This is a genomic window from Mycetohabitans endofungorum (assembly GCF_037477895.1).
Taxonomy (GTDB): Bacteria; Pseudomonadota; Gammaproteobacteria; order Burkholderiales; family Burkholderiaceae; genus Mycetohabitans.
In genome coordinates this window covers 1,779,111-1,798,921 of the sequence record NZ_CP132744.1, presented here as the reverse complement: position 1 = coordinate 1,798,921, position 19,811 = coordinate 1,779,111, and the positions used below count along the sequence as shown (strand labels likewise).

Here is a 19,811-nt window from a genome sequence, read left to right as displayed (position 1 = left end):
ATACCGTCTTGATGACTGCGGCAACGCTCAAGACGGGCTTATTTGGACTTGTTGACGTGGATTCTGTACGATTTGATGATCCAGCTTCTCCGATTTGCGGCCAAACTTCATACGATGAAGCTTGGTAATGAGTAGCTTCAGTTGCTCGAGTTTGGCAGTGCGCGAAGCCAGCGCCACTTTTTTGCGAATCCACCCTCTCTTGGGGGTTGGCGACTTGGGCGTCATGCTCGCGAAGCCGCCGCTGCCTGCTCGAGCAGCATGGTCTTGAGCGTATCAATGTCTTCGGGAAATGGGATCGCGCGTGTCCTGGGCGCAGAAACTGCGCCCAGGACGCTTACAATGCCGATAATATAGGTTATCCTGGCGTTGCCAGCTTCGCACTAGCGAGTTGGTTCAGGCTTACGACTTCTTCAGCGGCTTGCAACGCCAGCATACGATGTAGCTGCGGCGGAATACGGACTCGAAACTTCTCCACTATAATGCCAATCGGCAATAGGCCCGGGGATACGTTCGCCGCTGGCCTGCATATCAGCTACAGTAGAAGCGACCCGTTTGACGAATCCCGGTGAGTGCCTCTTCAGAGGTAGCGGGCGGCAAGCCACGAAAGCGAAGGGAATTTTACGCACAGTCCCACGTGTTCGCCATCTTCAGATGATCATGTGATGCGGTAAGTGTAGTGGTCGGTCTGCATATTAGGCCGCGTGAGAGGGGCGATGAGTCATATCTCCGCGTCCGGCCAATAGACCATCGATGGAAATGTCCTCATCAATCGCTTCCCAGTGTAGGCCGTATCGGCCAATTTCATATGAGGCCCGCTGTTCGGGCGTGGCGTTTAACAAACGCGGAAACCATGCCAGCGGCACGCCGAGTGTGCGGCCGTCTGACAATTCAACCCACATTGTGCAATCATCAAAGCGAAGCTCTTTAGCCGAGGTGCTCATCCCAAGCCCTCTCGATTTCGTCTCGACGCGCCTGAACGACGCGGATTAAATCCAACTGCTCCTGACGGTTGAAGCCGTCGCTGTAGGCAATTCGCACATCACGATACAATCAGAATTTCGCATCATTGCCATTGCTCCGCGCATGGATGTGCAGCGGCTCACGCGGCGTGCCTTCGTTCAAATAGAAGAAAAACCGGATGCCTTTGTACCTGAAAACAGTCGGCATTGAATATGCCCATTCACGGATTGCTTTGCAAAGATGCCAAGATCATGGTGGTAATATTGACACCTATTGTCAAGCTAATTTCCGGACGGCGTCCTGCCGGAGATGCTGACCCGAGGGTCTCTCCAGTGCCCGGCTTCTATTCCGCAATGTCAAAAGCACCCAAGCTGGACAAGGGTTTTCAGAATGCGAATCGATCTTAATTATCGGTTCTTCGTGTAAAAGAATCGCTATCTATGCAAACTCCAACTTAACGGTTGGGCCACGCGTTTTGCCGTCGCGGCCGACGACCAGTGCGAATAGACAAGCTTCGCGCGCGTGTGTGGTGGGTCGGAGATCCTGCCGATGACGCGCCGCTCGTTAGCTCGACGTGGTGCCGGGCGGTAGGCCAGTGCGCGTCGCACTAGCGGACGTCGAAAGGGCCGAGCGGTACTGAAGGCATGAGACGTATTAGAAATTTTCTAATTGCCTCCCCATTGCATAAAAAACAGGCACTAACGAGAAAACCCGCGAAAGCCTTAGCTGACGCGGGTTTGAGGCTGGTCGGGGCGAGAGGATTTGAACCTCCGACCACCTGCACCCCATGCAGGTACGCTACCAGGCTGCGCTACGCCCCGAAAGCGATGAAGTATAGCAGAGATGTGCACGATTGCGAACCGCATCCAGCTGACTGATGCGCGGTGTCGTCGGATGCATTGATCCGCTACGCGCATTGGGCGGTCGGGATACCGGATTTCGTTGCGCAAAGTCAGCATCACCGGGCGAAGGCGAACAGCCCTGCGCCGTCCTGGGACGGCACGCCGCCGCGGGGCTTGCGCACGAACAGCGCCTGCCGAGCGGTACCTCCAGAGCCTTCAGCTCGATTAATGACGGTCTGTAGCGTCAGGCGTGGCTTGTGGGCAGTGTGGCTTGCATGGCCGGTTGGTTGGCGCGCCAGTGGGCTGGCGTAATAGTGGACTGGTGGCGTAATGGGACTGTTGGACCGGTGGGCGGCCGGCGCAGCGAGTGTGGGGGATTTGCAGCCAGCATGGCGGGAGCAGGTAGTAGCGATTTCGGTCACGGCAACAGATGCGAAGCAGTAGAGCGCGTGGCGCACTTGCGATCATGGCGGCCCGAACGGCGGGGCTATAGTCACAACTGCGGCTGTCCCGACAAGTCGACTATCGCAGCTTTCCTCTTTTCAAGTGACCCCTACCCATGTCTGGCAAACAAAATCGGCGCCTGGTCGACAGGCGCCTTTATTTAATCATGTTAGCTGCCTGCGTAAATCAAGCGTACGCACAGAGCAGTGTAACGCTGTACGGTGAATTGGACACTGGCGTCGCATGGTTGAGCAATGTCGCCGACCATGCGCAGTACAAGGCGACCAGTGGCTTGATCGACGGCAGCTATTGGGGAGTGCAAGGCTCGGAAGACCTCGGTGGCGGAAACAAATCGGTGTTCCGGCTCGAACACGGCTTCGCGGTGACCAACGGGCAATCACTGAATGACCATCCGTATTACGTCGGTTTAGGCAACGAGCGATACGGCACGATCACGTTGGGTCACCAGTACGATGCGGTTCATGACTATTTTTCCCCCTTCACGCTGACGGGCGGGGCGGGAGGCACTGCGTTTGCCCATCCGTTTGACAACGATAACGCGAACAACTCGTACCTCGCGCGCAATTCGATCAAGTACACCAGTGCCCAGTTCGCGGGTTTCAGCGCGGGCGGCATGTATGCGTTCTCGAACGCGGCGGGACAATTCGCAAATAACCGTGCGTACAGCGTTGGGGCGAACTACCAAAACGGCCCGTTTAATGCGGGCGCCGCATACCTTCACGTGGGCGGCCGTGGCAGGACGGCAGCCGGCGCCTACGATATTGCGGCGCTGCCCGGCTCAAACCGCGACGTGCTCAACGCCGCCGTCGGCGTGCAGAATACCTACGGCGTCGGCGCGAACTATTCGCTGGGAGACCTGACGCTGGGTGCCGCGTGGTCCCGTGCGACCTATACGGGTGTCGTGGATGCCGACATGGGCGCTAGTGCCCGTTCGATCGGATTGAGTAACTACGAGGTCAATGGCGTATATCAACTCATGCCCACGTTGACGCTGGCCGGCCTATACACGTATACGAAAGCGTCCGATGCTCACTGGCACCAGGGTGCCGCGCAACTCGATTATGCACTTTCCAAGCGTACCGACACCTACGTGGAGGCAATTTATCAGCGAGCATCAGCCGGCATGCCAGCCATGATCAATACCGCCGATCCCGCATCTGGTGGGAGCCAGCTATTGATCGCCGCAGGCGTTCGCCACCGTTTTTAATTTACCAGCATCACTCGTCAGTCGCCCAGTTGAACTGATGCGCCGATGACAGATGCGCTGACCACCGACCACCGACCACCGACCACCGACCACCGACCACCGACCACCGAACACCGAACACCGAACACCGAACACCGAACACCGAACACCGAAGCACGGTGCACGGTACATCGAGACGCGAGGCGTCAGCGTTGCACGGAGTCCTTGCCGGCTTGCCGCATGCTGTGCTCGAGCAGCTTGTCCAACTGGGTCGGTTCGATCGGCTTGACCAAGTGCGCGTCGAAACCGCTGGCCAACGATCGAGCCCGGTCTCCCGGCTGGCCGAAGCCAGACATCGCAACAAGTGTCGAGCCGGACAGGTCCACGTTCGAACGCAGTACGCCCGCCACGCCGAACCCGTCGACATTGGGCATGGCCAGGTCAGTCAGCACGAGATCCGGCAGGAACACGCGTGCGATCTCGATTGCGTGCGCGCCGTCGTAGGCCACGCGGGCCATGTGGCCCTTGAGTTCGAGCAGGATGGCGAGGCTGTCGGCGGAATCGCGATTGTCGTCCACGACGAGCACCCGTAGGGGTATTGACGGCGTAGACATGATGACGCTGGACGATGCCGGCGGATCCGCGAGTGCCTGATGTCGGGCGATCGGCAAACGTATCGTGAACGTGCTGCCGCAGCCGAGCCCATCACTGGACGCGTCGATCATTCCGCCGTGAAGTTCGATCAGCGAACGGCACAGCGTGAGACCAATCCCCAGGCCAGTATCGGTTGGATTCTGTGCGTGGTTTTCTTGCACGAACAGGTTGAAGATCGACTTCAGTCCCTGCTGCGAGATGCCCCGGCCCTGGTCGATCACACGCAGTAAGAGCATGCGCTTTTCGACGGTGACTTCGATGCTGATCCCGGCGCCGCTGGGCGAGAACTTGGAGGCATTGTCCAGCAAGTTCTGCACCACCTGGACCAATCGCGTCATGTCGCCACGGACCCAGGCCGGCCTGTGCGGCAATTGTACATGCAAGGTCTGCCAACGCTCGTCGATGAAGGGGCGGGCCGCTTCTACGCTACGGGCGACGACTTCCGCTATGTCGACGCAGGCCAGGCGCAGCTCCAACTTGCCGGTGGTGATCCGCCCGATGTCCAACAGATCGTCGACAAGTCGCGTCAAATGGCTGACCTGCCGATCGATCACGTCACGGCAATGACGCATCGTCGCATCGACGTTCGGGACCAACTGCATGACGCTGACTGCATTACGCACGGGAGCGAGCGGATTGCGCAATTCATGAGCAAGCATCGCGAGAAACTCGCTCATGCGGCGGCTGGACAGCTCTAGTTCCTCTAGACGTTTGTGCTCGGTCATATCGCGCGTCACCATGGTGAAGCCGAGCAGTGTGCCGGCGGCGTCGCGTACCGCCGTGATCACGACATTAGCCCAAAACAATGTGCCGTCCTTGCGTACGCGCCATGCATTGTCTTCGACACGTTCCGTGTTCGCCGCGGCTTGCAACTGCTGCTCGGGCATGCCGTTGGTGTCATCGTCGTCGCGATAGAAGATAGACATATGGCGACCCATCACCTCTTCTGAACGATACCCGTTGATCTGCATGGCGCCGGCATTCCAGCTCACCACGCGGCCTTGCGGATCCAGCGTGACGATCGCGTAGTCCTTGACTGATTCGACCATCAGTCTGAACCGTTCTTCGCTCTGGCGAAGCTTATCCTCCTCCGCACGTTGCTCGGTCAAGTCTCGGGTGACTTTCGCGAAGCCGCACAGTTCGCCCGATGGCGCGCGCAGCGCTGTGATCACGACATTGGCCCAGAATCTCGACCCATCCTGACGGACGCGCCAACCCTCATCCTCAACGCGGCCGAATTCAGCGGCATGCTGCAATTCATACTCGGGTTTGCCGTCCGCGATGTCCGCCGGATTGTAGAACACCGAAAAGTGGCGCCCAATGATTTCATCGGCACGGTATCCCTTAATGTACTGAGCACCGGTATTCCAACTCGCGACATGGCCTTGTGGGTCAAGCATGAAAATCGCGTAGTCCTTGATATTCTGGACCATCATTTCGAAAGTGGCGGGATCATGCAGCACGGCTCGCCCTGGCATCGTGGTCACCTTTGTTTCCACAGGTTGGCTAGTGGCACTGGAGGTCTGTCTTGCATAGCGGTATGAATTCCCAATTTGGCGCTTTATTAATAAGCCTGTCGCCATTGCTGATACCAGTTAATCAACGGCGTAGCGGAAATGCCGTGGACCACAACCGATGCGGTGACGGTGAACAATACAATGGATACAATTGTCGTGCTGGCCTGTACACCGTGCTCAATCGCGCAGGCGGTGTAGTAAAACGAACCGATTCCACGGATGCCAAACCAGCTCATCAGGCGACGCTGCGCCGGTGATGCGCGGGAGCCGGCCAGCGAAATACCCACCGCGAGTGGGCGAACAAGCAGGAACAGCGCAGCCGCCACCATCGCATTGCGCGGGCTGAACAACGGCATCGGCAAGGTGGTCAGTACATTGCCGATGACGATCATGGTGGCCATTTCCGCGATCCTTTCCAGTTCGATCGTGAAGCCGAGAATGGACTCGGCCATGTAGGCATGAGCCTTGTCTGGATGTGCTGCGGTAGCTTGAACGTCCTGTGGGTTGAGTGTGCCGATCGCCGCTTGCGCCGTGCGCTCGCCACTGGCGCGATGCTCGACGCGGCGCATCGCGACACCGGCGGCAAATACTGCAAGGAATCCGTAGGTATGGGCAAGCTCTGCAGCGCCGTACGACAACCCGATCAGCCCGAGGGCGAAAAAGCCCTCCAGGTCCAGTGCCTGTGCATGCCGTGTACGCAGCCATGTCACTACGTGGGTCGTTGCCCATCCGAGGGCGCCGCCGATGCCGATTGCACCGATGCAGCCCCAGAGCGCATGAGCAACGAAGACCGGGGACAGCGCCGCGGCGACTGACCTATCCGGTTGGGTGCATAACGCAATGCCTAGGAGCACGAACGGCATGGTCGCTCCGTCGTTCAATCCGCCTTCGCCGGACAGCGCAAAACGCATCCGGTCTTGATCGCGCGAGTCTTGTACTTGAACGTCGTGGGCCAGCACGGGATCGGTCGGAGCCAGAATGGCGGCTATCAACAGTGCGGGACCGACTGGCAGACCGAGTACTACCATGCCGAACGCAGTCAGTAACGGTATCGTGACTAGCATTGCCAGCACGCCGAGTCTTAGCGGCAAGCCCCAAAGCGGATCGGCCAGCGGCACCCGCAACCGTAAGCCAATGGCGAACAGTGACACGAGCAGGGCCACTTCGGTCAACATTCGCAGCAAATGCGCGTCGCGAAAAATATCGAGTGCGAGCATTCCGGCCCCGGGCGTGCCGAGCGCAGCGCCTATTGCCAGATACAGCATCGCGCTGCTGCAAGGCAGGCGCTTGAGCATCGAGCCGGTGATGCCCATCACGACGAAGACGCCGCCCACGATGAAGAACCAGGTTGTTTCACGCATGATGCATAAGCGCGCTCTGTCGGATAGACGCTCGGGCGCGCATCGTCACGATCCCCGGCGCCGGCCGAATGCGTGCCGCAATGCCTGTTTGGACCGTTCCAGGACCTGGCGGCGCGACGCAGGTAAGTGCTTTCCAGCGCGGTTGATGTAGAAATTCAGCATCGACATGGCTGATTGAAACGGTGTGCCGCGACGCCGCGTGCTGCGCATCGACGAGCGCTTAAGCGATTCAGCGATTTGCTGCGCCGTGCCCAGCGTGAAAACGTTCGACTCCAGGTCCAATGCGTGGCTGTGCTGAGTCACGTCGCGTGACCAGTGCTTTGCACGGTTGCTGCGATGGGCGGCGCGCGCTGCCGCGTGACGCTGGCGCGGCGGACGGCCATTACGGTGCCGGATAGACGGGTGGGAACGGGTGCTGCTTGTCATGGTGGTCTCCCGGTATGCGACAACGCGCTATTGCAAGGTTCATGCCCATGCGTCACCGACTTGGCTGTCCGGGATGGAGGCGGCAGAGCAACCAGGCATGATTGATGCTGTGCTGAAGGAAGCTGAGACGCCGGGTCCGCCACGTCCGGCGGTATGACTCACACTGTCCAAACTCGAGGTACGCCATGTCACGGATGTCGACGCTGAGGGACATACGGGCGATCCACAAGCTTGCCGTCGAACGGCTCGTGCAAGGTATGGTGACTGTCGGTTACGGCGCCAACCGGCAAACGGTCGCTGAGTTGTTCAACGACGCGTTTGAGCAGAACCTAGTGGCGGTCGAAAGCTACCGTGAGATCGTCGAGTACATTGGCATGGCGACATCCCGGCGTACCATGGAAGCGGCGTTGGTCATGCACGAAAAGCTATGCGTCCCATTATCTGACGGGTTCCATCTGCATGCATGACTGGCACGCGCGCAAGGGGTTGAGTCATGTGCCGATGGCCATTGTCGGTCTTTGATCTGGGGGAGAAAGCCATGCTTCGTTACGCTGTTATTTTTTTCATCATTGCCATTATCGCCGCCGTGTTCGGCTTTGGCGGGATCGCTACGGGCGCAGCTGAAATCGCGAAAATACTGTTTTTTATCTTCCTCGTGATTTTTTTGGCGACGTTGTTGCTTGGCCTGATTAGGCGATAACCCCTACTGTATGAAAGTGAAAGACTCGGAGCAACGTAACCTATATGAGACGGTGGCGGGTGTTCGGATTTCGCATCCTAATCGGGTGATGGATCCGCACACCGGCACCCGCAAAATTGACCTGGTTCGCTATTTCGAATGGGTGGCCCCGGTGTTGCTGCCTCATCTGCGCGCACGGCCCGTCGGGTTATTGCGCGCGCCGGGCGGGATCGATGCAGAGTTGTTCTTCCAAAGGCATAGCGACCGGCTTGCGATACCGCATGTCACGCAGCACGAAGGTCTGGACCCCGAACACAAGCCACTGATTACCATCGACGATACGGCGGCGCTGGTGGGGGCCGCCCAGATGGACGCGATCGAGCTCCATACATGGAACGCACAGATCCCTGCCATTGAACATCCCGACCGAGTCGTCTTTGATCTCGATCCCGACCCAACGTTGCCGTGGCGCGCTATGCTCGAGGCCGCCGAACGTCTGCGTACTGTGTTGGCTGACCTTGGCTTGCGGTGCTGGTGCAAGACCAGCGGCGGAAAGGGATTGCACGTAGTCGTCCCGTTAGGCTCACACGTCGGTTGGGACGACGCCAAGGCGTTCTCGCAGCGCGTTTCCTGCCATATGGCTACCGTCTGGCCAGAGCAGTTTGGCGCGAAAATGGGCGAGCAGAACCGCCGTGGCAAGATCTTCATTGATTACCTGCGCAATAGCCGCGGTGCGACCACGATCGCCGCCTACGCGCCGCGCGCCCGCCCAGGGGTTGCTGTGTCGATGCCGCTCACGTGGGACGAGGTGCCCCGTACGAGCAGCGCGACGCAATGGACATTGCGCAACGTCGCCGAACGGCTCGACCAATTAGGCGCAGACCCTTGGGCCGACTATTGGAACACGCGCCAGCGCGTCACAGCGGCAATGCTTGAACGCTTGGAGCCGGGCGGCGAGGAGGCCTGAGCACACTGCTGACCTGGCCCGGTATCCGACGGTGAATGTCTTCCCGAAGCGTTGTAAAAAGGGCACGGGCAGGCGTAGCCACAGCGCGCCGGGATCGGCATGTGCTCGCCGCATAGTGGCCCATCATGCAGTTGGTACGAGTGTTGCTTGCTAATGAAACAGCGCTCCACGCCGCATTGCGCGTGCGCGGTCGCGCTTGTTACTCAAATTGAAGGATTACCGAAAATGCCCCAACTACTGGAACAACGCATGCGTCAGTCGCTGGCATTGACGCCGCGACTGCAGCAGTCGGTACGCCTTTTGCAGCTGTCTTCCGTCGAGTTCCAGCAAGAACTGCGCGCGGCGCTGGACTCCAATCCTTTTCTCGAAGACGACTCGTTGAGCGGAGCCGAAGACGCCGCACCGGATACGCTGGCCGGCGCCGACTGTGAGAGTGGGGACGGTGCGTTGCCGTCCTGCGCTGAACCCATCACCAGCGGCGCGGAGGCCGCCGGTGTGGTGGCGGAGACGCCCTATTCGGATACGGTCACCACGGATTTCGCTGGCGATCCGTATGATCACGGCCCAATTCGCGAACACAGTGGCGCGGACAACAGTGATCCGATCGCCTGGGTACGCACTCAGCCGTCGCTGCGCGAGCAATTGCAGGGTACGTTGTGCCTGTATCGCCTCGATGAGCGTGACCGGGAACTGGCTCAATTGGTGATCGAGGCGCTGGATGACGATGGTTACCTGCGACAATCGCTGTCGGAATTGGCCGCGCTTGCCGAGCTTGGCACGCCACCCACCGACGAGGAGCTATTGGTTGCGTTACGCTTTGTGCAATCGTTGGACAAGCCTGGTATCGGTGCCCGCTCATTGTCCGAGTGCCTGCTGTTGCAGTTGAACGCGATGCCGGATGACACGCCACGGCGCGACATTGCGCGTGAGATCATCGTGCATCATTTGGAGCGGCTGGCACGGCGCGAACTCGGTGAATTGCAGAAGCATATTGGTTGCAGCATGCGTGCGTTGCACGAGGCCTGTGCGCTCATCCGCAAGCTTGATCCGAAGCCCGGTAATGCATATGGACGGGCTGAGGACAACTATGTCGTGCCGGACGTGATCGTGCGGCAGGCTCGGGACAAGTTCGTCGTCACCGTGAATCCCGCAGTGCTACCGCGCGCTCGGATCAACCGGATGTACGCGGATTTGTTTGCGCAAGCATCGGGCACTAACCGTTCGCCGCTGGGGCAGCAATTGCAGGAAGCGCGCTGGCTGTTGCGTAACGCGCAACAGCGCTTCGATACGATCCAGCGGGTCGCCGAATGCATTGTGGCCCACCAAAAAGCGTTCTTCCTGTACGGTGAAATCGCACTAAAGCCGCTCGTGCTGCGCGACGTCGCGGACGAGCTGGGCCTGCACGAGTCGACGATCTCGCGCGCCACGGGCAACAAATACATGGCGACGCCGCGCGGCATATTCGAATTCAAGCACTTTTTCCCTCGTGAACTGTGCACCCAAAGCGGCGGAACGTGTTCCGCGGCGGCCGTGCGGGCATTGCTTAAGGAAATGATCGATGCCGAGGATGCGCACGATCCCTTGTCCGACGTCACGCTTGCGCGGATGCTAACGCAGCAGGGCATCCAGGTGGCCCGGCGTACCGTGACTAAGTACCGGCAGCAAATGAAGGTGCCGCCGGCAGAGTTGCGCCGGCAGATGTAAAGTCGTCGTTGGCGCTCTGGCAGCGCGGCGCTTGGCGCGGGCGTGCCCCCGCATCAACGTGGCCGCGCACCGCGTTGCTCAGCCCCCGTATATATCGAAATCGAAGTACTTCTGCGCAAGCTTTTTGTATGTACCATCGTTGAGCATGTCGGCGATGGCCTTATTGATTTTCACCTTCAGGTCGGTGTCTTCCTTGCGCAGGCCAATGCCCGCACCGATACCCAGGGTTTTTTCGTCTTGCAGGCCAGGGCCGACGAATGCGTATCCTTTGCCGCGCGGCGTCTTCAGAAAGCCGACGTCGGCTTGGACTGTGTCTTGCAGCGCCGCGTCCAGGCGGCCGGCGAGCAAGTCGGCATAGACCTGATCCTGATCCTGGTAAGGAACGACCTGGACGCCCTTGGGCGCCCAGTGCGTCTTTGCATATGTTTCTTGAATGGTGCCTTGTTCGACGCCCACGCGCTTACCTTTGAGCGATTCCGGCGTCGGCTGGATGCTCGAACCGACCTTGGCTACCAGTCGCGTCGGCGTGTTGAACAGCTTGGCCGAAAACGCAACCCGCTTGGCGCGCTGCGGCGTCATCGTCATTGACGACAGCACGCCGTCGAACTTACGCGCCCTGAGTGCGGGAATCATGCCGTCGAAATCGTTTTCGACCCACACGCACTTGGCATGTAAGCGACGGCAGATCTCGTTGCCTAGATCGATGTCGAAGCCGACCAGTTTGCCGTCCGCGGCCTTCGATTCGAAAGGCGGATAGCTCGCGTCGACGCCGAAGCGGATAGTGGACCAGTCCTTGGCGTAAGCGCTGGCGGATACGCTGAAGGCGACAACCGCGACAGACACAGCGGCAAATAGCTTTTTCACTTTTAGTTCCCTTTGAGTCTTGGTGGGTTGTGGATTCTCATGCATCCCTTCTGTGAAAGGAACGTTTCGGCGGATGCATCATGCACGAACCGGTGAGCCGTGCGTGCTGCTTCTGCGCCGCGCAGAGTAGCAGTCTAGAAACGCCGCGTCGAGAGGGCGGCGCTCAAGTATTATTAATAGGGACAGGCGGCTTGTCGGATATTGACCGTTGAAAGGTCGTGCGTTGGGCCGTTCATCCGGGCAAGCTCATCTGGCGCACTGATGATTCCATCGATTTCCATCGGCCTGCCGGCTTCGGCATCCTGCAACATCGATGTCTTGAATGCACCGAGTTGGCGCGTCTGAGCATTGCGTTGCTCGACACTCATGCCCATGTCCAACCCCAGCTTCGCACCGATGGCTTGCGCTTCCCGCATCACTTCGGCAACCAGGCGTGCTGTGAGCGGATCGTCCAAGATTACGTCGGCGGTTGAACTGGTGAGCACGCTGATTGGGTTCATCGTCACGTTGCCCCACAGCTTCGCCCAAATCTCATGTTGGATCGAAGAGGCGAGCGACCCGTCGAAACGGGCGTCTTGCAGCAGCCGGACAATGTCATGCTGGACCGCGTTGCCGGTGTCGTGCGGTGCCCGAGCGATCAGCAGATTCTCCTTGTTGCGCACGATCACACCGGAGTGCCGGATCAGGCATCGGTGACTATCGTAACGGCTTATCGATGTACGTGCAACCAATATGATGTGTGCGCACACATATTATAGGTGGGCGGACTAATGGAGAAGCTAACGCAGAGCGCTGGCAGAGGGATTTGATGGAGCAAATTGGTGGAGCGGATTGGCAGAGGGTATTGCCGAAAATTTTAATTAGGCGGCTTAAACAGAGCGTCGGGGTAGCAATGGTATGCTGGATGCTCGTTTCACCATAGATTGTCAATGTCCCGATCGTCCATGCGTACCCGACGTCCTGCTCCGAGCCCGTTCGAACAGCTTTTCACCTACCGGCTGCATTGGCTCAAAAAGCTGACCGACAAGGCAATGGACGACGCATTCGTTGCCCGCTTGGGGTTGCCCCTGACCGAGGCGCGCGTGCTGCTCAGCGTTGGCTCGTTCGGTCCGTTGTCGGTATCGGATCTCGGACGCGCGTCGAACCTGGATCGCAGCCAGGCGAGCCGCGCCACTGACGTGCTGGGCAAGAAGGGTTTGCTGACCAAAGAAGCGGATGAGGAAGACGGCCGTGGCGTGCGCATCGCGCTCACGGCAAAAGGCGCCTCGTTGTTTCGCAAGGCCGCATTGATTTCCCGCAAACGCAACGATGCAATTCTCGCGGTGTTGTCCGAGGCTGAACGCGCGACGCTAGCCCAGGCGCTGGACAAGATTCTCGCGAGCGTGTTGCAAGCGTAGCGTGTAGCGTGGGCATCCGGGCCGGCACATATCCGGGAAGCCAATGCCGCGTTCCCGCTGGAATGGATTGCCGCGATGATCGCATAAACGCCGTCCTCAGTATTGGAATGTTTGTTCGATCCATTTGAAGGTTTTTTCACGTAGATTAGATAGACAGGTGTGCCTATTATCGGTTTGTCGCGACTCCGATGGGCTACCCCTAGGCTTGCCCGTGCGCCGGTATCCGTCGTGGAGGACGGGATCGCGAAAATGGCGGACCTGGTTCGTGCAAGTGGCCGCGCGCTTCGGCCCTGGCGCGCCGCGGGTCCCGCTTTGCTTTACGGTATCGGCTATTCGTCGCCGGCGCGCTTGCAATTTTCAACGCATAAATAATATGGAGTCTGTCTTGAACCATTCGATTTCGAAGACGCTGACACGCATGTCTTGGGCTGTTGCGATGAGCCTTGGCCTGTTGACCGTCTCCGGCGTGGCACGCGCCGACGATGCGCAGCCGAACAGCGAACCTTGCGACGCGCCTTGGGACGCCAAGACGATCTACCAGGGCGGTGAGGTGGTCAGTTACGCTGGGCGAAACTACACTGCGGCCTATTGGACGCAGGGCAACGCGCCGGACCTGAATAGTGGCGACGGCAATACTGGCCAGCCGTGGCGTGTCGGGCAAACTTGTAACGTGGTTGCCAACGTGGCCAGCGGTAATCCGGACGCCAATTTCTCTCCTGCGACCCTGCAGTTCTTGAAGAAGAACACGGGTTTGGACGGCGAGCAGTGGAACAACATCATGAAGTTGATCAACAAGCCGGAGCAGGACTCGCTGCAATGGACAAAGTACTATGGGTACTGTCAGAACATCCACGATGATCGTGGCTATACGATCGGGATTTTTGGCGCGACCACGGGCGGTTCGAACGATACCGGGCCTGACGGTCCCGAGCTGTTCAAGACGTTCGATGCGCTCAGCGGTGCCAAGATTCTGTCTGCGGAAGGCGGACTTGCCCGCATTGGCGCGCATGGCAAGATGTCCGGCTCAATCTTGAAGATCTCGGACAGCAGTAAGACCTTTTGCAGCAAGGTGGGTGCGCAACAGAACAACCCGACGTGGCGCGAGGCGATGTGGCGCACATTCTACAACGTGGACATCCAATACAGTGTGCAACAGGCTCGTCAGCGCGGCTTTAACAGCGCGCTGACGATCGGCTCGTTCGTCGACACGGCGTTGAACCAGGGGGCGGACGGCGGCGGGGACTCGCTGAAGGCGCTGCTCGCGCGCTCCGGCGATAGCCCGAACGAGAAGACCTTCATGACGCGGTTCTATGCCGAACGGGCTAAGGTCGTCGACACGCACGACTACAATACGTCGCCCAACGGGAAGAACCGGGTCAAGCAATGGAGCAAGCTAATGGACCAGGGCGAGATGAACTTGAAGAATGCCGACGCGGCGATCGTCAAGGTCACGAACTGGCAATTGCACTAGCCGTCGGGCGCCAAGGGGCCGTGAGCCGCGGTCGATGATGGCACCTGGGCCGCCAGGTTGTCAGCCGCGGCCGATGTATCGCACCTCGATCGCCATCACGGTTATGAACTGCACGTTCGCGTCCAGCGGCAAGCCAGCCATGTAGAGCACTGCGCTGGCGACGTGCGACACGTCTATCGTCGGTTCAGCGACTGCCTGGCCGCTTAGCTAAAGGACGCTGGCGGCCCTGCGCCCGGTCAGCTTGGTCGCCCGCATTGCCGATGTCAATCTGGCCGCACGCAATGTCGTGCGCGCTACGACACGGTGGACGAGGACGCCGGCGCGACGGCGGCCATGGCATGTACTATCAAGGGGACGGCTTAGCCGGCGGAAGCGCAGGGGGCTCAGACGCTGAGCAATTCCACCTCAAATACGAGCGTTGCATTCGGCGGGATGACACCGCCTGCGCCGCGTGCGCCATAGCCCAATCGCGGCGGGATCGTTAGCCGGCGCACGCCGCCCACACGCATTCCCTGCACGCCTTCGTCCCAACCTTGGATGACCATGCCGGCGCCCAACGCGAACGAAAACGGCTGGTTGCGATCCTTGCTGGAATCGAACTTCTGTCCGTCGGTAAGCCAGCCGGTATAGTGCACGTTGACCGTCTGGCCTGCTTGAACCTGCGTGCCAGTGCCTTCAATCAAATCATCGTATTGCAGCCCGGAGACAGTCGTTACAGTGGCCATGGCGAGATTCCTTGAGTCAAAAACCGACATCGTAGCGCAAACGGCCGGGCACCGGCGGGATCGAGCTTTGCTAGAAGGGTGAGCTTTGCTGAGGTTCGGCTTCAGCCTGCCCAGCAGCGCGAGCTGGATCCTTCGCCGGCGCGGATCGTGACAGCGCCGGCGCGATGCCTATAATACCTGTCACGGCTTGGCGTTCCGGTCCGTGCTTTGCCAAACGGAGAAATTGTATTGAGTCGCTCTATTCCTGCATCGGGCAACTTCGACGGTGAGCCCGACGATGCGTTGGTCGCTCGCGCGGCCTACCTGCAGACCGTTGCCGCTTTATTTGCGCGCGATCGCGTGTTGTCGGCGGTGTCGCATGACTTGCGCAGTCCGCTCAACGGCATTCACAGTTGGATCTACGTCCTGGAGAGCAAGTTGGGGCAGGCCGAGCCCACCATTGCACGGGCATTGACCGGCTTGCGCACGGGCGTGGAACAGCAGGTACGCATCATCGAAGATGTCATTGATGCTACTCGCGAGCAAAGCAAGGCGCTGCCGCTAAACAAGACGATGCTCGACGTCGAACGTGTCGTCGCGCACGTTGTGCAGTGCCTGGATGCGACTTTCGCGCGCGAACGTGCCACGGCGATCGAAGTGTGCTGGCCGCCGTCGCGTATCTCGATTGTAGCGGACGGCGCGCGCATTGCGCAGGCGCTGTGGGCGGCGTTGGCGTATGCCGTGGACGCGTCGCGCCCTGGTGGGACGGTTAGCATGGAAAACGTCTTTGACGACGGTGTATGGCGGTCGGTCATCCGGTTCCAACCGTCTGATGCGCTGACTAATCCGGACTTGCCCCATGCGTTCGAACCATTCTTGCGCGGGACGACACCGGTGCAGGGCGCCGACGGGATGCCGCTCGCGCTGTCCGTCACGCAGCGCGTCGTGCTGGCGCACGGCGGCAAATCGAGCGCGGCGAGCGGGACCGATGGTTTCACCTCGATCGCGCTGACGTTGCCCGAGCGCGGATGAGCCAGCCGCCGGGCGCCGACCTGTCAACCGCTGGCCCGCTGTGATCATAGCGCGTGCGGCGTGCGCGTCTCGTTGGCCGTGGCGCCGGCTTGCGCGCTGCGGTGCGCGTCGGCCAGCAGCCGACCAGCGTCTGGTACAGCATCGCTTCGGCCGCGGCACCCGGCGTCCAGCCGTCGGCTTGTCCGCTGGCAACGGCGCGACGCTGCGACGTATTGAGCTTGGACCAACTGCGCCACGCGGCCAGCCATCCGTCGGTTAACTCGGACAGCACGGCCAGCCTGGCGCGCACGTCCTCGCCGCGCTTGTGGTCGTGGGTGGCGGTGTTCAGCGGTCTTCGACTCATCGCGATGTCGTTCCAACAGTTGAGGCGGCGCGCGATGCCGTGCAGCCGGGCTGTCCGGCGTCCGATACGTTACACGAGGCGCATACGGAGACGGTGCGACGGGGCTATCATCGACATCATGAACGATGCTGCTTACCGTTTTGTCGCGTGCCATCCGTGGAATGACACAGGACGCGATTTCGTCGTCGGTGACCTGCACGGCTGCACTGATGCGCTGCGCTATTTGCTAGCGCAAGTGAGGTTCCATGCGGCGCACGACCGTCTGTTTTCGGTCGGAGACCTGGTCGATCGCGGCGATCATCCCGTCGAGGCGCTTGCGTTGTTGGAGATGCCATGGTTCTTCGCGGTCAAGGGCAATCACGAAGAGGTGATGTGCGACGTGGCCGACGGCGTGTTGCCACAGACAGCCTGGGACTCGATAGGCGGTGCGTGGGCGCGCGCCCTGCCGGCCGGGATGCTGAGCCACTACGCGGCGCGCGTTAGGCGCTTGCCACTGGCGCGTGTCGTAGGCACCGGTGCGCGGCGCTTCAACGTGCTGCATGCCGAATTCTTTGGCGACGACCTCACGCTGGATGCCGCGCAATTCGACGAGCGCACGCGCGCGCACTTGCTGTGGGGACGGCAGTTGATCGCGGGCGCAGGCGACCCACGCGTGCAGCGGGGACTGTCGCATACTTACTGCGGGCATACGCCGGTGCCCGAGGTCCGCACGGTCGGCGCGCAGACGTTCGTCGATACGGGCGCGTTCTCGCCGCATGGTGCACTGTCGATAGTGGACGTGCATAGCGGCCGCATCCATGCGATCTCGACTCGCGAGGCGCTGCGGCGTGGCGCCGCGTCGTTGGACTGGCCAACGCACGGTTAGCCGACCTGGGTCAATTCGAACACGACGTCGATGCGGTTGCCGTTCCAGTTGTATTCCAGGTAGGCGGCATGGTGGCATTGCCGTAGCAGCGTGGTCCGGAACGCCGCCAGGCACTCGCCATGCGGGTCGCGCACGGAGGGATATGCGATGCCCGCGTGGCCTGCATGGCGAGCGGCTGTACCGAGCGCCTGGCCGAACGTGTAATCGTGTGGATGCAGGATGGTCGGCGCGAGGGCATCTCGTTGGTCACGCAGATCCAGCACGCTGCCTTGCGCGATAACGGTGTAGAGCCGCATGGGCTGACGCATCGGCGGCTCATGCGTCGCAGACAGGAACAACGCGGTGTGATAGCGGGTTTCGGCGATCGCGGTCCGTGCGTCGCGTGCGCAATAGAACACGCCGAATGTACCCGGCGAGAAGCGACTGCCAGCGGGATTCAGATGGGTGAGCGCCGCCATGATTGGACCGTAGCCTGGACCGAAGCGGCGCTCTTCGGGCGGCACCAAGTCGATTTCGCCGACTTCGGTGCGCAGGCGATCGTTGGTGATCGCCTCGAGCGCGTACAGCGTGTCGAAGTCGCTGGCCGATGCGACGCGATCGAATAGGTTGATCGCCGGCAAGCGTGTCGGCACGACACGGTAGGCAGGCTGCCATTGGACCCTGGCGATGGGCCAGCAGCCCGGGTCGCGCAGTGCCGCAAGTGACGGCTCGCGGGCCCTGTCTTGGATGTTGCCGGAAGGCTGGGCAGTGCTGTGCTTGTCGTTCAAGCCCAACCTCCGCGCATCGCGTCAAGATATTGCCGCACGGCGACCAGGTCGCTGAGATTGCCTGCTAGCATCCGGTCCAGCGCGCGTTTGCCGTTGAACGGTGGTGCACTGTTGGGTCGCTTCACCCAGCCGTCGGCGGCATCCGGCTGCGGTAGCAGGATCTGCAGCGCCTTGTAAATGCCGAGCAAATGCGAGAGTCGCTCGAGTGTATCGCGTGACAGTCGTGCCGCATCGGGCGCGGCTTTCCACTTGAAGAACGTCGAACGCCCCGGGGAGCCTAGCAGCACGAGTTGTTCATCAACCGACAGTTGCCAGTCGTGGGCAATATTGAAGAATGCGCGCAGTCCAGCGGCGGACATTTCGGCCAGTGTTGGCTGACGGGCAGGCGGTATCGGTGCGGCGGCGCCTTCAGCGATTCGGATCGGACGGCTCATCGGGTACCCTATCTATATATGAACTATGAATCTAATATAGTCCAGATAAAGATTTTTACAAGTCGGCCAAACGGCTAATTCGCTTCTTTAGCGCTCCGCGCTCGGTTTTGGCGTGCGAACAGCAAGTGATCTGCCACCCACACTGCGATTAACGAAAGCGCGAGACGGGGTCGCGTGGGCGTGCACACCGCGTGGTGCGTTGGCTGCCGTGCACAGCGTCGCGACAGGCGGTCTTCGAGCGGGTGAGTGCGCGTGCCGGTCATCGTGGCGGCAAACGGGGCGCGCGGCCATTAACATGCGTTGCGGCCGCTGTACCGCGCGCCGGTCGCGATTATGCGATCGTATCGACCACACCACCGTCCACACGCAATGCGGCACCGGTTGTGGCGCTGGCTTGTAGCGAGCACACGTACACGACCATGTTTGCGACTTCCTCGGGCGTGGCTGCACGACGCAGGATCGAGCTGCCGCGATGGGCCATGACGAATTCGTCAGCGACTTGCTCGACGCTTTTACCTTGTTCAAGCGCCGGTTGTTCGACCATTGCACGAAAGCCCGCCGACAGCGTGGGCCCCGGTAGTACGGCATTGACCGTGACGCCGCTGCCGGCTGCGTATTTCGCGATGCCGCGCGCGATCGACAACTGCGCGGTCTTGGATAAGCCGTACGCAAGCATGTCTGGTGGGATGTTGAGCGCCGATTTCGATGAGATGAACACCACGCGTCCCCAGCGGCGCTCCATCATGCCTTTCAAGTAGCTGCGTGTCAGCCGCACGCCAGACATGACGTTCGCTTCGAAATAGCGGTGCCAATCCTCGTCGGGCGTTGAGAAGATGTCACCGGACCCGAACACGCCGAGGTTGTTCACTAGGATGTCGACGTCGGGGAACGCGGCGCTGAACGCATCGCAACCGTGCGCATGCGACAGATCCGCGGCGAAGCCGCGCAGCGCGGCTTCCGGCACGGCCGCGCGGATCGTGCGCAATGCGTTGTCCACGCAATCCTGCTTGCGGCCGTTGACGATCGTGAGCGCGCCGGCTGCGGCCAATCCTGTTGCGATCGCGAGTCCAATGCCAGCGGTCGAGCCGCTGACGGCGGCGGTTTTTCCTGACAGATCGATTTTCATCGCGAATGCTCCCCTTGTTGAAAGTGAAAGGAGGTCGTCAGGGGGCA

The 19,811-nt window shown here is 60.4% G+C and carries 19 protein-coding genes, 1 tRNA gene and 3 pseudogenes; 9 read left to right on the top strand and 14 right to left on the bottom strand.

Annotated elements, in window-relative coordinates:
• Nucleotides 1-355: 355 nt before the first annotated feature.
• The 4 genes and pseudogenes from RA167_RS07785 to RA167_RS07770 all read right to left on the bottom strand — a co-directional run bounded on the left by RA167_RS07785 (nucleotide 356) and on the right by RA167_RS07770 (nucleotide 1,781).
• Nucleotides 356-634: pseudogene (locus tag RA167_RS07785) on the bottom strand (toxin-antitoxin system HicB family antitoxin).
• Nucleotides 635-692: 58 nt separating this feature from the next.
• On the bottom strand, nucleotides 693-941 hold the full coding sequence (locus tag RA167_RS07780; RefSeq protein ID WP_076785112.1) for a DUF2442 domain-containing protein: 249 nt from the start codon (nucleotides 939-941) through the stop codon (nucleotides 693-695).
• Between the two features lie 109 nt (nucleotides 942-1,050).
• Nucleotides 1,051-1,167: a DUF4160 domain-containing protein gene (locus RA167_RS07775; RefSeq protein WP_237574250.1), complete on the bottom strand. Its 117-nt coding sequence runs from the start codon at nucleotides 1,165-1,167 to the stop codon at nucleotides 1,051-1,053.
• 537 nt (nucleotides 1,168-1,704) lie between these two features.
• Nucleotides 1,705-1,781: transfer RNA gene (locus RA167_RS07770), tRNA-Pro, on the bottom strand.
• 631 nt (nucleotides 1,782-2,412) lie between these two features.
• Between RA167_RS07770 and RA167_RS07765 the strand changes: the two genes are divergently transcribed.
• A complete protein-coding gene (locus RA167_RS07765; protein WP_076787255.1) occupies nucleotides 2,413-3,474 on the top strand; it encodes a porin in 1,062 nt (353 codons plus the stop codon).
• Nucleotides 3,475-3,659: 185 nt separating this feature from the next.
• Here RA167_RS07765 and RA167_RS07760 read toward each other — a convergent pair whose 3' ends face one another.
• The 3 genes from RA167_RS07760 to RA167_RS07750 form a co-directional block, all read right to left on the bottom strand.
• Nucleotides 3,660-5,585: a PAS domain-containing hybrid sensor histidine kinase/response regulator gene (locus RA167_RS07760; RefSeq protein ID WP_076787253.1), complete on the bottom strand. Its 1,926-nt coding sequence runs from the start codon at nucleotides 5,583-5,585 to the stop codon at nucleotides 3,660-3,662.
• 86 nt (nucleotides 5,586-5,671) lie between these two features.
• A complete protein-coding gene (locus RA167_RS07755) occupies nucleotides 5,672-6,985 on the bottom strand; it encodes a cation:proton antiporter (protein ID WP_076785111.1) in 1,314 nt (437 codons plus the stop codon).
• Between the two features lie 45 nt (nucleotides 6,986-7,030).
• Entirely contained in the window at nucleotides 7,031-7,411 is a 381-nt protein-coding gene (locus RA167_RS07750; protein WP_076785110.1) for a DUF3175 domain-containing protein, read from the bottom strand.
• 185 nt (nucleotides 7,412-7,596) lie between these two features.
• On the opposite strand from RA167_RS07750, the gene RA167_RS07745 reads away from it, so the two are divergent.
• The 4 genes and pseudogenes from RA167_RS07745 to RA167_RS07730 all read left to right on the top strand — a co-directional run bounded on the left by RA167_RS07745 (nucleotide 7,597) and on the right by RA167_RS07730 (nucleotide 10,761).
• Entirely contained in the window at nucleotides 7,597-7,878 is a 282-nt protein-coding gene (locus RA167_RS07745) for a hypothetical protein (protein ID WP_139336968.1), read from the top strand.
• 71 nt (nucleotides 7,879-7,949) lie between these two features.
• The gene (locus RA167_RS07740; protein ID WP_076785108.1) at nucleotides 7,950-8,111 is read left to right on the top strand and encodes a DUF1328 domain-containing protein; all 162 of its coding nucleotides are present in this window, start codon (nucleotides 7,950-7,952) and stop codon (nucleotides 8,109-8,111) included.
• A 52-nt stretch (nucleotides 8,112-8,163) separates the two neighbouring features.
• A pseudogene (gene ligD / locus RA167_RS07735) lies at nucleotides 8,164-9,057 on the top strand (non-homologous end-joining DNA ligase); the annotation flags it as partial.
• Between the two features lie 225 nt (nucleotides 9,058-9,282).
• Entirely contained in the window at nucleotides 9,283-10,761 is a 1,479-nt protein-coding gene (locus tag RA167_RS07730) for an RNA polymerase factor sigma-54 (protein WP_076785107.1), read from the top strand.
• A gap of 78 nt (nucleotides 10,762-10,839) precedes the next feature.
• Here the strand turns inward: RA167_RS07730 and RA167_RS07725 are convergent, their stop codons facing one another.
• Nucleotides 10,840-11,625, bottom strand: a complete 786-nt coding sequence (locus RA167_RS07725; protein WP_076787250.1) for an ABC transporter substrate-binding protein — start codon at nucleotides 11,623-11,625, stop codon at nucleotides 10,840-10,842.
• A 173-nt stretch (nucleotides 11,626-11,798) separates the two neighbouring features.
• Nucleotides 11,799-12,293: a ketopantoate reductase C-terminal domain-containing protein gene (locus RA167_RS07720; protein ID WP_237574251.1), complete on the bottom strand. Its 495-nt coding sequence runs from the start codon at nucleotides 12,291-12,293 to the stop codon at nucleotides 11,799-11,801.
• A 276-nt stretch (nucleotides 12,294-12,569) separates the two neighbouring features.
• Here RA167_RS07720 and RA167_RS07715 point away from each other — a divergent pair, with 276 nt between their 5' ends.
• Nucleotides 12,570-13,022 carry a MarR family winged helix-turn-helix transcriptional regulator gene (locus tag RA167_RS07715; RefSeq protein ID WP_076785106.1) on the top strand — a complete coding sequence of 151 codons (453 nt, stop codon included), beginning with the start codon at nucleotides 12,570-12,572 and terminating at the stop codon, nucleotides 13,020-13,022.
• 385 nt (nucleotides 13,023-13,407) lie between these two features.
• Nucleotides 13,408-14,493: a chitosanase gene (locus RA167_RS07710; protein WP_237574252.1), complete on the top strand. Its 1,086-nt coding sequence runs from the start codon at nucleotides 13,408-13,410 to the stop codon at nucleotides 14,491-14,493.
• 383 nt (nucleotides 14,494-14,876) lie between these two features.
• On the opposite strand, the gene RA167_RS07705 is transcribed toward RA167_RS07710, so the two are convergent.
• Nucleotides 14,877-15,218 carry an FKBP-type peptidyl-prolyl cis-trans isomerase gene (locus RA167_RS07705; RefSeq protein WP_076785104.1) on the bottom strand — a complete coding sequence of 114 codons (342 nt, stop codon included), beginning with the start codon at nucleotides 15,216-15,218 and terminating at the stop codon, nucleotides 14,877-14,879.
• A 228-nt stretch (nucleotides 15,219-15,446) separates the two neighbouring features.
• Here RA167_RS07705 and RA167_RS07700 point away from each other — a divergent pair, with 228 nt between their 5' ends.
• Nucleotides 15,447-16,229, top strand: coding sequence for a sensor histidine kinase (locus RA167_RS07700; protein ID WP_083705960.1), 783 nt, complete (start codon nucleotides 15,447-15,449; stop codon nucleotides 16,227-16,229).
• A 103-nt stretch (nucleotides 16,230-16,332) separates the two neighbouring features.
• Here the strand turns inward: RA167_RS07700 and RA167_RS07695 are convergent.
• Nucleotides 16,333-16,557 (bottom strand): annotated as a pseudogene (locus tag RA167_RS07695) (hypothetical protein); the annotation flags it as partial.
• A 133-nt stretch (nucleotides 16,558-16,690) separates the two neighbouring features.
• Between RA167_RS07695 and RA167_RS07690 the strand changes: the two are divergent.
• Nucleotides 16,691-17,437 (top strand): metallophosphoesterase, encoded by a 747-nt coding sequence (locus tag RA167_RS07690; protein WP_076785102.1) that lies wholly within the window; start codon nucleotides 16,691-16,693, stop codon nucleotides 17,435-17,437.
• Here the strand turns inward: RA167_RS07690 and RA167_RS07685 are convergent.
• The 3 genes from RA167_RS07685 to RA167_RS07675 all read right to left on the bottom strand — a co-directional run bounded on the left by RA167_RS07685 (nucleotide 17,434) and on the right by RA167_RS07675 (nucleotide 19,764).
• On the bottom strand, nucleotides 17,434-18,129 hold the full coding sequence (locus RA167_RS07685; RefSeq protein WP_076787246.1) for an RES family NAD+ phosphorylase: 696 nt from the start codon (nucleotides 18,127-18,129) through the stop codon (nucleotides 17,434-17,436). The two genes, RA167_RS07690 and RA167_RS07685, sit on opposite strands and share 4 nt — an antisense overlap.
• Nucleotides 18,130-18,200: 71 nt before the next feature.
• Entirely contained in the window at nucleotides 18,201-18,638 is a 438-nt protein-coding gene (locus RA167_RS07680; protein WP_076785101.1) for an MbcA/ParS/Xre antitoxin family protein, read from the bottom strand.
• Nucleotides 18,639-18,969: 331 nt separating this feature from the next.
• Complete coding sequence (locus RA167_RS07675; protein ID WP_076785100.1) at nucleotides 18,970-19,764, bottom strand: SDR family NAD(P)-dependent oxidoreductase; 795 nt, start codon at nucleotides 19,762-19,764, stop codon at nucleotides 18,970-18,972.
• Nucleotides 19,765-19,811 lie beyond the last annotated feature (47 nt).

What these genes read in the sequence shown, in the direction of transcription:
- RA167_RS07780 (WP_076785112.1), bottom strand. Translation starts at nt 941, where the DNA reads ATGAGCACCTCGGCTAAAGAGCTTCGCTTTGATGATTGCACAATGTGG.
- RA167_RS07775 (WP_237574250.1), bottom strand. Translation starts at nt 1,167, where the DNA reads ATGCCGACTGTTTTCAGGTACAAAGGCATCCGGTTTTTCTTCTATTTG.
- RA167_RS07765 (WP_076787255.1), top strand. Translation starts at nt 2,413, where the DNA reads ATGTTAGCTGCCTGCGTAAATCAAGCGTACGCACAGAGCAGTGTAACG.
- RA167_RS07760 (WP_076787253.1), bottom strand. Translation starts at nt 5,585, where the DNA reads ATGCCAGGGCGAGCCGTGCTGCATGATCCCGCCACTTTCGAAATGATG.
- RA167_RS07755 (WP_076785111.1), bottom strand. Translation starts at nt 6,985, where the DNA reads ATGCGTGAAACAACCTGGTTCTTCATCGTGGGCGGCGTCTTCGTCGTG.
- RA167_RS07750 (WP_076785110.1), bottom strand. Translation starts at nt 7,411, where the DNA reads ATGACAAGCAGCACCCGTTCCCACCCGTCTATCCGGCACCGTAATGGC.
- RA167_RS07745 (WP_139336968.1), top strand. Translation starts at nt 7,597, where the DNA reads ATGTCACGGATGTCGACGCTGAGGGACATACGGGCGATCCACAAGCTT.
- RA167_RS07740 (WP_076785108.1), top strand. Translation starts at nt 7,950, where the DNA reads ATGCTTCGTTACGCTGTTATTTTTTTCATCATTGCCATTATCGCCGCC.
- RA167_RS07730 (WP_076785107.1), top strand. Translation starts at nt 9,283, where the DNA reads ATGCCCCAACTACTGGAACAACGCATGCGTCAGTCGCTGGCATTGACG.
- RA167_RS07715 (WP_076785106.1), top strand. Translation starts at nt 12,570, where the DNA reads ATGCGTACCCGACGTCCTGCTCCGAGCCCGTTCGAACAGCTTTTCACC.
- RA167_RS07705 (WP_076785104.1), bottom strand. Translation starts at nt 15,218, where the DNA reads ATGGCCACTGTAACGACTGTCTCCGGGCTGCAATACGATGATTTGATT.
- RA167_RS07690 (WP_076785102.1), top strand. Translation starts at nt 16,691, where the DNA reads ATGAACGATGCTGCTTACCGTTTTGTCGCGTGCCATCCGTGGAATGAC.
- RA167_RS07680 (WP_076785101.1), bottom strand. Translation starts at nt 18,638, where the DNA reads ATGAGCCGTCCGATCCGAATCGCTGAAGGCGCCGCCGCACCGATACCG.
- RA167_RS07675 (WP_076785100.1), bottom strand. Translation starts at nt 19,764, where the DNA reads ATGAAAATCGATCTGTCAGGAAAAACCGCCGCCGTCAGCGGCTCGACC.